Source organism: Nicoliella sp. ESL1120, from assembly GCF_058508515.1.
In genome coordinates this window covers 786,289-798,482 of sequence record NZ_CP196383.1, presented here as the reverse complement: position 1 = coordinate 798,482, position 12,194 = coordinate 786,289, and the positions used below count along the sequence as shown (strand labels likewise).

General features: G+C 34.7%; 14 protein-coding genes. 4 read left to right on the top strand and 10 right to left on the bottom strand.

All coding sequences use genetic code 11. The annotated features are described in order from the left end of the window. Positions 1-32: 32 nt before the first annotated feature. The gene (locus tag ACSYTE_RS03335; protein ID WP_491716074.1) at positions 33-1,160 is read right to left on the bottom strand and encodes an AI-2E family transporter; all 1,128 of its coding nucleotides are present in this window, start codon (positions 1,158-1,160) and stop codon (positions 33-35) included. A gap of 16 nt (positions 1,161-1,176) precedes the next feature. Then, positions 1,177-1,974: a recombination regulator RecX gene (recX, locus tag ACSYTE_RS03330; RefSeq protein ID WP_491716073.1), complete on the bottom strand. Its 798-nt coding sequence runs from the start codon at positions 1,972-1,974 to the stop codon at positions 1,177-1,179. A 77-nt stretch (positions 1,975-2,051) separates the two neighbouring features. Between recX and ACSYTE_RS03325 the strand changes: the two genes are divergently transcribed. Continuing rightward, positions 2,052-2,501 (top strand): flavodoxin, encoded by a 450-nt coding sequence (locus tag ACSYTE_RS03325; RefSeq protein WP_491717288.1) that lies wholly within the window; start codon positions 2,052-2,054, stop codon positions 2,499-2,501. Positions 2,502-2,519: 18 nt separating this feature from the next. Here the strand turns inward: ACSYTE_RS03325 and ACSYTE_RS03320 are convergent, their stop codons facing one another. Both ACSYTE_RS03320 and wecB read right to left on the bottom strand, forming a co-directional pair. Then, entirely contained in the window at positions 2,520-3,392 is an 873-nt protein-coding gene (locus tag ACSYTE_RS03320; protein WP_491716072.1) for a YihY/virulence factor BrkB family protein, read from the bottom strand. Further along, positions 3,385-4,518 (bottom strand): non-hydrolyzing UDP-N-acetylglucosamine 2-epimerase, encoded by a 1,134-nt coding sequence (wecB, locus tag ACSYTE_RS03315; protein ID WP_491716071.1) that lies wholly within the window; start codon positions 4,516-4,518, stop codon positions 3,385-3,387. The genes ACSYTE_RS03320 and wecB overlap by 8 nt, the downstream gene beginning before the upstream one ends. A gap of 156 nt (positions 4,519-4,674) precedes the next feature. Between wecB and ACSYTE_RS03310 the strand changes: the two genes are divergently transcribed. The 3 genes from ACSYTE_RS03310 to rbsU all read left to right on the top strand — a co-directional run bounded on the left by ACSYTE_RS03310 (position 4,675) and on the right by rbsU (position 6,993). Beyond that, complete coding sequence (locus ACSYTE_RS03310; RefSeq protein ID WP_491716070.1) at positions 4,675-5,613, top strand: glycosyltransferase family 2 protein; 939 nt, start codon at positions 4,675-4,677, stop codon at positions 5,611-5,613. A 2-nt stretch (positions 5,614-5,615) separates the two neighbouring features. Then, entirely contained in the window at positions 5,616-6,050 is a 435-nt protein-coding gene (locus ACSYTE_RS03305) for a GtrA family protein (RefSeq protein ID WP_491716069.1), read from the top strand. A gap of 64 nt (positions 6,051-6,114) precedes the next feature. Continuing rightward, the gene (gene rbsU / locus ACSYTE_RS03300) at positions 6,115-6,993 is read left to right on the top strand and encodes a ribose/proton symporter RbsU (RefSeq protein ID WP_491716068.1); all 879 of its coding nucleotides are present in this window, start codon (positions 6,115-6,117) and stop codon (positions 6,991-6,993) included. A 220-nt stretch (positions 6,994-7,213) separates the two neighbouring features. Here the strand turns inward: rbsU and ACSYTE_RS03295 are convergent, their stop codons facing one another. The 6 genes from ACSYTE_RS03295 to pstC form a co-directional block, all read right to left on the bottom strand. Then, entirely contained in the window at positions 7,214-7,921 is a 708-nt protein-coding gene (locus tag ACSYTE_RS03295; RefSeq protein ID WP_491716067.1) for a winged helix-turn-helix domain-containing protein, read from the bottom strand. Between the two features lie 67 nt (positions 7,922-7,988). Then, on the bottom strand, positions 7,989-8,753 hold the full coding sequence (gene phoU / locus ACSYTE_RS03290; RefSeq protein WP_491716066.1) for a phosphate signaling complex protein PhoU: 765 nt from the start codon (positions 8,751-8,753) through the stop codon (positions 7,989-7,991). 12 nt (positions 8,754-8,765) lie between these two features. Then, positions 8,766-9,530 (bottom strand): phosphate ABC transporter ATP-binding protein PstB, encoded by a 765-nt coding sequence (gene pstB / locus ACSYTE_RS03285; protein WP_491716065.1) that lies wholly within the window; start codon positions 9,528-9,530, stop codon positions 8,766-8,768. A 15-nt stretch (positions 9,531-9,545) separates the two neighbouring features. Next, the gene (gene pstB, locus ACSYTE_RS03280; RefSeq protein WP_491716064.1) at positions 9,546-10,346 is read right to left on the bottom strand and encodes a phosphate ABC transporter ATP-binding protein PstB; all 801 of its coding nucleotides are present in this window, start codon (positions 10,344-10,346) and stop codon (positions 9,546-9,548) included. Positions 10,347-10,366: 20 nt separating this feature from the next. After that, the gene (gene pstA / locus ACSYTE_RS03275) at positions 10,367-11,254 is read right to left on the bottom strand and encodes a phosphate ABC transporter permease PstA (protein WP_491716063.1); all 888 of its coding nucleotides are present in this window, start codon (positions 11,252-11,254) and stop codon (positions 10,367-10,369) included. Beyond that, positions 11,254-12,177, bottom strand: a complete 924-nt coding sequence (gene pstC, locus ACSYTE_RS03270) for a phosphate ABC transporter permease subunit PstC (protein WP_491716062.1) — start codon at positions 12,175-12,177, stop codon at positions 11,254-11,256. The genes pstA and pstC overlap by 1 nt, the downstream gene beginning before the upstream one ends. Positions 12,178-12,194 lie beyond the last annotated feature (17 nt).

Below are 12,194 nucleotides of genomic sequence, written 5' to 3'. Positions count from 1 at the left end.
ATAATTTCATTCTATCACACTCATAACTGATATTATGGTTTTAAATCATTTTTAGCCTCATAATTGTGTTGAATTAACCAAATATTATATAAATATTGGACAACTACTTTAACAACCGCATATAGTGGGATTGCTAAAATCATCCCAACCAATCCAGAAATATTACCAGCAGCCAATAAAATAACAATAATTGTAAGGGGATGAATTCGTAAACTCTTTCCAATTACATTGGGATAAACTAAGTTCCCATCTAATTGTTGAACGATCAATACGACAATTATTACATAAATAACTTGTGAAACGTCATATGAAAAGGCAACTAACAAGGATGGTAAAATTCCAATATAGGGACCAACGTATGGAATAATATTACATACCCCAGCAAATACCCCTAATAAAAGAGCATACTTTTGCCCAATAAATACATACCCTAATGAGGTAAAAATGCCCACAAAAAGACATTCAATCATCTGACCACCAATATAACGGGCAATCGTTTCATTCATTTTCCCCAATAACACCAACGTTTGCTTTTGATGATCTTCTGGAATCATTTTTTTAATCGTTGGCATTAGCTTATGACCATCTTTTAACATATAAAATAAGATTACAGGAACCGTAATTACCACGATCACTACGCTAGTAGCCATTGAAATGACGTTCCCTAAACTGGTTGTAACACTACCCAAAATATTTTGCGTGTAGTTAGTTAAATAACTTTGGAACTGATTAATATAATCGGTTACATCAACATTCTTTAACCAACCATGGTTAGTAATATTTTCAATTGTTTTTTCAGTAGAGTCAGTTACATCGGGTAAATGATAAAATAAAGTCGTCACCTGAGTGAAAATTCGTGGAATAAAGGAAACTCCAATATAAATTAAAGCCCCTAAAAAGGCAATAAAAATAATTGAAACTGCGATGGTCCTACTGACCCTAAACCGTTTATAATGAATTTTCATTAATAGTTCAACAATTGGATTTAACATGTAGAATAGCGCACCAGCAACTAATATTGGAACAAATACAGTGGAAATAAAAATTCCAACTGGCGAAAAGATAAAGCTAATTTTATTACAGAAATAAATAATTGCAACTACAATCAATATTTCTAATGACCAAAATAATATTTTTGATCTTTTAAAGTGGTCATTCATAATTCATAGTGCTCCTTTAACTTAATTGATTATCAATTAATCTATCAATATCATCAATTTGAAATCCTTTTCGATATAAAAATTGCTTAATTTTAAATTTTTTATCTTGAGGACTTAATCCTCGATAACGATGACAAACCTTTTGAAATTGTTTTTCTAATACTAAAGATTGATTATCTAAATCAGGCTTAAAATTAGCAATTTGGATAATTTCACTAATCAGATCAAATGAATAGCCTTTTCTAGCTAAACCATTTTTTAGTTTCATCATTGCCTGTTTAAATGAATCGTTTCGATATCTTTTAAACATTTTTTGAGCTTGATGGAGGCCATTTGCTAATTGGTCTTCAAATGAATAATAATTTGATACCGCACTTTGAGCGATAACATCACTAATCCCCTTTTGATTTAGGTGTTGGATAATTGAAACGGGCCCCTTATCCATAATCCGAACCTCACTGCGCACATAGCTGTTAGCATAGTTTTGATCGTTCAAAAGTAAGTTATCCTTTAATTTTTGAATAACTAATTCTATTATATCTGAATCATCGGTTTCAGTCTCTAATTTATTGATAACTTCACTTTCTGTCCTTAATTGACTAGCAATATAATTAATTGCTTTTTGATAAATCTTATCAACGTGTTCAGCTGCAACGAGCCGTTTTTTCAACGTCTCATCAATCTCCATGTCCTTAACCAGCTGAAACTGAATTAAAACATTTTCACTAACTGGAAAAGCATAGTGACCATCAATGAAAACATTAAAACGCCCCTTTCTTTTTTGGGCGGTAATTTTAGTAATTTTGGATTGCATTCAAGCGGCCTCCTATTGTTTTTAATACTAATATACGCTAATATTTTAATTAAGAATTTATGAAGGGAAAGATTATTATAATGAAAGCGCACGTTGTTTTTGCTACAATTACCGGAAATAATGAAGATGTTGCTGACATCGTCACTGAGGGCCTTGAAGACCTAGGGGTTGAAGTTATTGAAACAGAAATTTCTCAAACTGATGCTGCCGAATTTTTAAAAGCTGATATTTGTGTGGTTTGCCCATATACTTATGATGAAGGACACTTACCAGAAGAAGGGCTCGACTTTTTTGACGACTTAAAAGAACTAGACTTAAATGGCAAGGTTTATGGAGTTGCTGGATCAGGAGATGAATACTACGAGGAATTTTATAACGTCGCAGTCGATTCATTTAGTGATGCATTCAAACAGGCAAATGCAACACAAGGGGCTGATAATGTTAAAATCAATCTTGAACCAGAGGGTGATGATATCAAAACCCTTGATCACTTTGCAGCCCAGCTAGTCAAATCTGCTAATCAATAATCATAAGTCACTGAACTATCATTGTTCTGTGACTTTTTTTATTCGCTCTTTTATAGATTTAGCCTTGATTTTACCCTCTTTTAGTTCCTGAATTGAAGCATTTACTACGGCGCCAAATAAAATTAATATTCCAATGAAGTATAACCAAAACATTAAAATAATAAACGTTCCTAAGGCCTTATAAGTTGAAAAGCCCTTCGAAAAGTAGGTTAAGTAAATTGAAAATCCCTGGGATAAAACTAAAATCCCAACCGTAACTACCAATGAACCAATCCAAACGTACCTAAACTTAGTGGATGCCGCTGGAATGACATAGTAAACAAACATCAATATTAAGAAAAGAATTCCTAACGAGACTGGAATCCTAACGTCATCAATTAATTGATAGATGATTGTCGGCACCTTCAAAATCGATAAGATATACTTATTACCAAAACTGAAGAATACTAGCGTTACCGTAATTGCAACGAACATTAAGATCATCCACATAAACGAAAAAATTCTGGTGATTAACGCTCCGTGATTATTTTTAACCCCATATGCACTATCAAACGTCCGTTTTAAAGCAGCGGTTACCCGACTTGAGGACCAAATCGTAATGATAATTCCGACCGAAAGTTGTTTGCCCCCACCATTAAGGGCCGTGCTTATAATGGGACCCAGCGTTTGATTTACTTGAGGGGGCAGAAGTGGATGGAGATAATTTAAAATTGAACCACTATCAATTCCAGAAAAACTAAGAATACTACCAATAATAAATAATAATGGAAAAATTGATAACAATAAATAATAGGCAATTACAACTGCAGAATCAGAAACGTTAGCTGCTTGATAGTGATTAATAAATACGCTTACAATTCTTCTTAATTTAGTTGGTATACGATTAAGCATGATGTGTCACCCGCCCTAAATTAGCTTGAATTGCATCCAAAATCCTAGTTGATGCCTTACCATCCCCATAAGGGTTCTTAGCATCAGCCATCTTTTGATATGCAATCGGATCATCTAATAATAATTCAATCCCCTGTTTAATCAACTTGGTATTAGTCCCCACTAATTTAAGGGTACCAGCATCCACGCCTTCTGGTCTTTCAGTTTCATCCCGTAATACTAACACAGGTTTCCCTAATGATGGTGCTTCTTCTTGGACTCCACCTGAGTCAGTCATAATAAAATAACTTTTTGCAGCCATATTATGGAAGTCAACTACCCCCAGTGGTTCAATTAAATGAACTCGTGGATCCCCATCAAAACACTCGTGAGCCACTTTTTGCACCACTGGACTTAAGTGCACTGGGTATACAACTTCGACATCTGGATGCTGATCTAATTCATCCTTAATCGCATTAAAAGTCCTCCGCATTGGTTCACCATGATTCTCACGCCGATGCATCGTTAACAAAATAATACGGTGTTTCGTATCAATCTTAGATAATACAGAATGTTTATAATTAGCACTTACAGTTTGTTCTAAGGCATCAATTGCAGTATTCCCAGTAACAAAAATATTTTGTGCGTCATGATGTTCCCTTAATAGATTATCACGACTTAACTGGGTCGGTGCAAAATATAAATCCGCTAATACATCCGTCATTTGACGATTCATTTCCTCAGGATATGGAGAATACTTATCCCATGTGCGTAGCCCTGCTTCAACATGGCCAAGGGGAATTTGGTGATAAAAACTACTGACTGCTGCAGCAAAGGTCGTTGTTGTATCACCATGAACTAAAATAATATCAGGGGCAGTATCATCAATGATTGAATCCAACCCATTAATTACAGAAGTCGTAATTCCACTTAGGGTTTGATTTGGTTTCATTACATTCAAATCATAATCAGGTTTAATTTTAAAAACGCTTAGGACTTGGTCTAACATTTCACGATGCTGGGCTGATACAACGGTAATCGGTTTAAATTGCGCTGGTCGTTTTTTCATCGCTAGGATAATGGGAGCCATTTTAATTGCTTCTGGTCGAGTCCCAAAAATCGTCATTACTTTGATCGGGGTATTCATAATATAACCTCCACTAAATTTTATGCTTAACTTTAATTATAACAAAATATTTTATCATTGTAGATTTTGTAAAATATTAACCGATTACAATTTTTTATTTACCTAGTATGATAAAATGAAAAACAGTAAATTGATACACTTAAGGGAGTAATCAACATGGAATTAATCGGATTAATCGTACCTTGTTACAACGAAGAAGAGTCCATCAAACTATTCTTTGAGACAACGGATCAGGTTTTCCAAAAAATGAATCAAAAAAACAAACTATACGAACCCTACTATTTATTTATTGATGACGGCTCATCGGATAATACGTTAAATGAAATTAAAAACCTCCAAATTAACCATCCAGATACCGTTCATTATATTTCCTTTTCTAGGAATTTTGGTAAGGAATCAGCAATGGCAGCGGGATTGCAAAATGTAAAGGGTAAATATATTGCGATCATGGATGTTGATTTGCAAGATCCACCTGCTTTATTACCCAAAATGCTAAAAATAATTAATACTGAGGACTACGATTGCATCGGCTGTGTTCAAAAATCAAGAAAACAAAATCCAATTAGAGCCTTTTTATCCTCTAGCTTTTATAAGGTAATCAACTGGATTTCTGCTGTTAATATTAAGCCCAACGTAAGGGACTATCGTTTAATGACCCGTCAATATGTCGACAGCGTCTTGAAATTAACAGAATATAATCGTTTTACGAAGGGGATTTTTAGTTGGGTCGGTTTTAAAACTAAATACCTGGAATACGATGGCGTCCCCAGAGCTGCTGGTAAAACCCATTGGTCAATGTACCAACTAATTAACTATTCACTAGAAGGAATCGTTGATTTTTCAGATGCACCGTTGAAGCTATCAACCTTTATCGGATTGTTTTCATGTTTTGTTTCAATTATGGGCCTTTTATTTGTGATCATTAGAGCGCTATTCTTTGGTGGATCAGTTGCTGGTTGGCCATCAATGGTATCCGTGATCCTATTAATTGGCGGCATTCAACTATTCTGTCTCGGTCTAGTTGGTAACTACATTGGTAAGATCTATTTGGAAACAAAGGATCGACCAAAATACATTGTGAAAGAAAAGAAGTAATTATGTTCAAAAAAATATATATTAAAAATAAAGAAGCAATTGACTACTTATTTTGGGGTGTATTAACAACCGTTTTAAACTACATTCTCTTTTTCATCCTAACTAAGGCACCGATTACTGGTGAACAAATTAATGGTTCTGAATTTTGGCTTAATTTTTACAATACCCTCGTCGGAATCATTTGTACCATTTTTGCCTTTGTTACTAACCGTAAGTTCGTTTTTCACTCTAAAAGCTCTGGAATGAAAAACTACCTAAAAGAACTAGGGATATTCGTTCCCGGTCGATTTGGATCAATTATCATGGAAGATGTCATTATTTCAATTGGGCATGTCTATTTAGGGGTCTCCACACTAATCATGAAGGTAATTGGAGAAGTATTTGTAATTGTATTTAACTACGTTTGGTCTAAGTTTGCCGTTTTTAGAAAAAGATAGAATATTTTTTTAAATTAATGTAGAATAGATTAGTTAAATAATTTGTTGCTTAGGAGGAATGAATGTGAATACAGTTGCATTATTAATTGGATTAGGACCACTATTTGGGTGGGGATTATTTCCGACGATTGCATCTAAAATTGGTGGAAAGCCAAATAACCAAATTTTAGGAACTACGATTGGAACCCTGTGCTTAGCAATCCTATTTGCGGTAGTTAGACAATTGCAAATTCCAACAGGTGGTGCCTTTATTCTAGCAATGCTATCAGGGATTGGTTGGGATTTTGGTCAGGTATTAGCTTTCAAGTCGTATCAACTAATCGGTTCATCAAGAACGATGCCGATCACTACTGCTTTACAATTAATCGTAACATCGCTTTGGGGTGTCTTTGCATTAGGCAATTGGAGTACCATAAATCAAAAAATAATTGGAATTGTCGCATTAATCGTTATTATTATTGGTGCAATTATGACTTCTTGGCAGGAAAAAAATGATAAGGCAGGTTCATCACAATTAGGTAAGGCAACCATCCTACTTATAATTGGGGTGTTCGGCTATTGGTCATATTCAGCAGCTCCCCAAGCCGCTCATATTGATGGGGTCCACGCCTTTTTACCACAAGCAATCGGAATGGTTATTGGTGCTGTTATCTACAACCTATTTACGATTAAAAAAGAAAATGTATTCAAAGAAAAAGTATCATACATGCAAATCTTTGCGGGATTTTTCTTTGGATTCGCTGCACTTACTTACTTAGTATCTGCTCAACCCGATATGAATGGTTTAGCAACTGGATTTGTGCTTTCGCAAACTTCGGTGATCGTAGCAACGATTACTGGAATCTTCTTCTTAAACCAAAGGAAAACTAATAAAGAAATGATCGTTACGGTAATTGGTTTAATTCTAATTCTAATCTCGGCTACTGTGACCGCATTTATATAAAACAAAAATAAAGCCCCCCATACGTTGAACAGAAAATGTTCAGTATATGGGGGCTTTATTTTGGCGAAATATAACAAAATTGTAATGATTTAGCGATGGTTAAATGCGTATAAACAATTTTACAAGGCAGCATATTAGAGGTAGAACAATGCCCTTTATTCATTCAATTTTCAATAAAAAAGAACGTCTCTCAGTGCCTGAAAGACGTTCTTTTTTATCTTTATTCAAATTGATATCCAAAACCACGAATGGTCTTTATTTTAGCCTCATCATTAGCTAACGTTTTTAACTTATCTCGTAAATGGCTAATGTGCATATCAACAATTCTAGACGAAATGTAGGAAAATTCATCTTGCTCAGATCCCCACACTCCGTTGTATATTTTCTCTCGACTTAAAACCATTCCGCTATGGCGAATCAAATAGTTCATTAAGTAAAATTCTTTGGGGGTTAGCTTCATATTATCATCATAATACTGAACTTGAAAATGTTTTAAATCAACAGTGAAATGCTTGTACTTAATCAAATTAGTGTGTTTACTAGTTTTAGAATTGTCGCTATCATTGTTAATACGATTATAGACCCAATTACGCTGTTCAATTCTTAAAATAATGCCAATCCCTTCTTCTGGGTCGACAATATAATCATCAAAATGTGCCTCAAAAATTGCTTGCTCATGCTCAGCACTATACTTTTTCTCAATTGTAATCATTGGTCCATTAAAATTTTCACGAACTGATTTTAATGCTCGCAATGAATCCTTGAATGTTTTTGTCAAATCTAAATCCCAAACAATTCCAACAATTTTAGAGCTATTAAGATAGCTATCAATGTCTGAAATATTCGTAAAATTATTGATGAAAAAGCCACGACTATTACCAGCCGCATTGATTTTCATCGCTAATTTCAAATGATTTGTAACTAACAAAATCGTGTTCATTCTTCCACCCCAAAGTTAAATTAATTAAAAATGAATATTAAATCGTTTTTAATCATTACTTGGATGAACTATCTTCTGATTCCTTTGCTTCTTTTAAATTAGAATTATCAACCTCTTCTTTTTCGGTCTTTAATTCATTTTTGATTAAATCAGGTTCAATTTTTCCTGGATTTAATTCCACTAGCTTACCAGAATGATTATATACAACCCATTCGTCAAGATTGACAATGTGATCTCCGATTCTTTCAAGTAAACGAACAACTAATAAATAACTAGCTGCGGAAGGAATTTTCTTAGTATCCTTTTCAATTTCAGCAATAATTAAATTACGAGATTCAACAAAATATTTATCAATTGTTAGGTCATCTTGAGCAATCAATTTAGCTGCTGATTCATTTTCATGAAGGTAAGCATCAAGAGTTGCTTCAAGCATTTCTCTAATCTTTAAAGTCATCTTCGAAATAATATCGTCAACATCAGATAATTTTTGTTTTTTCTTCATCCGAAGGGTTTCTTGGGCAATTGAACTAGCGTGGTCACCAATTCTTTCCAAATCAGAACTTGCCTTTAAAATACAAATAATTTGTCTAAAGTAAGCCGCTACCGGTTGTTGTAAAGCAATTAAGTTCAATGCTTCCTTTTCAAGATCTACTTCTTCGGTGTTAACTTGAGAATCATCGTTAACAATTAACTTAGCTCTGGACTTATCGTGGTTCATGAAAGTAGTTGAGGCTTGATAAATTTGTTCACTAACGTTAATCCCCATGTTCATGAAAGTAGTTTGTAACTCTTTAAGTTCTTCTAAAAATTCGTCGTGCATTATATTTCCCCCTTATCCAAACTTACCATTAAGGTAATCATTGGTTTCCTTTTCCTTTGGATTAATGAAAATTTCTTTAGTAGGGCCAGCTTCAACTAGATTTCCATCTAGTAAGAATGCAGTTTGATCCGAGATACGAGATGCTTGCTGCATATTATGAGTAACAATAATAATAGTATAGTCCTCTTTAATCTTTAGTAAAGTATTTTCAATCGCATAACTAGAGATAGGATCAAGCGCACTGGTTGGTTCATCTAAAAGAATAATTTCAGGTTTAACAGCTAATACCCGTGCAATACAAATTCTTTGTTGTTGACCACCAGAGAATGATAGTGCACTATCATTTAAATTATCCTTTACTTCATCCCAAACAGCAGCTTTTTTCAAGCTGTCCTCTACAATTTTGTCCATTTCATCCTTAGAAACTTTACTCCGTCCTGCTAATTTTACACCATAAGCAACGTTTTCGTAAACAGAAAATGGAAAAGGATTGGGTTGTTGAAACACCATTCCAACTTTTTTTCTTAATTCAGTAATATCAACATCTGGTGCATAGATGTCTTTGGTATCTAACTTAATACTACCAGTAACGGTTACATCTGGAAGCAAATCGTTAATTCGATTTAAACATCTTAAATAAGTTGATTTTCCAGAACCAGATGGTCCAATCAAAGCAGTAATTTCATTCTTTTTAAAATCTAAATTTACTCCATGCAAAGCCTCTTTTTCTCCGTAATAGAGGCGAACATTTTCTGATGTGATAATTTTATCTGTCATTGTGCTACCCCCATTTTAACCGAAGTTACCAGAAATATAATCTTCAGTTGCTTTAACGTGTGGATTAGTAAATATTCTTTCAGTCTTATCGAATTCAAGCGCATGGCCTAAATGGAAGAATGAAGTATAGTCACTGATCCGAGAAGCTTGTTGCATATTGTGAGTCACAATGATGATCGTATAATCCTTCTTCAATTGATTCAAAGTGTTTTCAATATTTTTAGTTGAAATTGGATCCAATGCACTCGCAGGTTCATCCATTAACAAGATGTCTGGCTTCATTGCAATCGCTCTTGCAATACATAGTCTTTGAGCTTGACCACCAGAAAGGGAAAGCGCACTTTTATCAAGACGATCCTTAACTTCATCCCAAAGCGATGCGCCCTTTAAACTTTCCTCGACCCGCTTATCTAATTCGGACTTATCCTTAAGACCATGTTGTTTTAAAGCAAATGTAATGTTTTCACGAATTGATTTAGCAAATGGGTTTGGTCTTTGGAATACCATTCCAATATGGCTTCTAACCTCATAAACGTTAACATCTGAGGTATTGATATCCATACCCCGATAAAGGATTTGCCCAGTCACACGTGCAACGTCGTCATTCATTCGATTTAAACACCTTAAATAAGTGGACTTCCCAGAACCGGAAGCACCGATCAAAGCGGTAATTTTATTTCTAGAAAATGATAAATTCCCATCATGAAAAGCATGGTTATCACCATAATAAACTTGAATATCTTTGGTTACTAACGCTTTTTCCTCATCGAAAGAAGCGAAGTAGGTATCATTAAAATCATAGTTTTTAAAAGCCACAATTATTTCTCCTTCACAGATTACTTACTAGCAGTCATTTTATCATAGAGTCGCTTACCAATGTAGTGAGCACCTAAGTTAAAAATCAAGATAACAATAATCAAGACCGCAGAAGAGCCACTTGAAATTTGAGCAGCATCAGGAGTAACCCCTTCTGTATTAACTTTCCAAATGTGAACAGCTAATGTTTCAGCTGGCCGCATTGGATTTAAGAAACTAGCAGTATCAAATGGATTAAAATCTGTATAGCTAATTACTGGAGCACTTTCACCAGCGGTATAAATTAAAGCAGCAGCTTCACCAAACACCCGTCCAGCACTAAGAATGATCCCAGTAATAATTCCAGGGATGGCAATTGGGAAAATAATTCCAGTGATGGTTTTCCATCTTGAAAGGCCTAGTGATGCACCAGCTTGTCTTTGTAAGTCAGGAACGGATTCTAATGATTCTTGGATACTTCTAGTTAATAAAGGTAAATTGAAGAACGTTAATGCAATTGCACCAGATAGAATTGAGAAACCTAATTGGAATTCAATAACAAAAAGCAAGTAACAGAATAAACCAACAATGATTGAAGGTAGCGAACTTAATACTTCAATTGATGTTTGAATCAAGTTTGTAAACCAATTCTTAGGTGCGTATTCAGCTAAGTAAATCCCTGAACCTAACGCAATTGGAAATGAAATAATCAAGGTTAAGATCAATAGGTAAATGGAATTAAATAATTGGTCTCTAATTCCCCCACCAGCAGAAAATGATTGTGAAACAGAGGTTAAGAAATGCCATGAAATATGAGGCACTCCAGTAATCAAGATAAAACCGATCAGTAAAGCTAAGATGACAACAACGACTGCTACTAATAAGTAAATAACAGCGTCTGCAATTTTATTGGCAATTTTCGGATTCATTATTTATTCAAGTCTCCCTTCGAACCAACGAATTTAACGGCGATGTTAAATACAAGTGACATTAGTAATAGGATTAATGCTAATGACCAAAGGGCATTATTTGGTAATGATCCCATAACAGTATTACCAATTCCAGTAGTTAATTGACTAGTCAAAGTTGCGGCTGGAGTTAACAAACTCTTTGGCATTAAGGTAGCATTACCAATAACCATTTGAACGGCTAAGGCTTCACCAAACGCCCGTGCCATCCCAAAAATAATCGCAGTTAAGATTCCTGGTGTTGCAGCTCTTAAAATCACTTTGTAAATTGTTTGCCAACGAGTTGCTCCTAAGGCAAGTGATGCTTCAAGGTAGTAACGTGGCACAGCCTTTAAGCTATCAACAGTCAAAGAAGTAATGGTTGGTAATACCATTACAAATAACACGATGGTTCCTGATAGAATCCCAAAACCAGTTCCGCCATAGATTCCACGAATGAAAGGAACGACTAAGGTTAAACCAATGTAACCATAAACAACTGATGGAATTCCGACCAATAATTCAATGATTGCTTGTAGGAACCCTTTTCCATGTTTAGGAGCAATGATCGTCATAAATAACGAAACCGCAATCGCAAATGGAGTCGCAACTAATGCTGATAAAACTGTAACTGCAAAAGATGTAACAATCATTGGGAGAGCCCCTACTTCAGGATTACCATGGGCATCTACTTGGCCTGGACTCCAGTTAGTTCCTGAAAGAAACGACCATAAATTTACATTGTTTTTAGTAAAAGTAGACATCCCGAATGAAATAATAAAATACAAAACCAATAAAACTAAAAGCATAATTGCAACAATACAAGTATAACTGATGACCTTACCAACCGTTTCTTGTTTCGTTTCCTTAGAAGGCTTCATCAACTTTGCTTTGATTTGATCCATTTAATCTAATCCCCCGT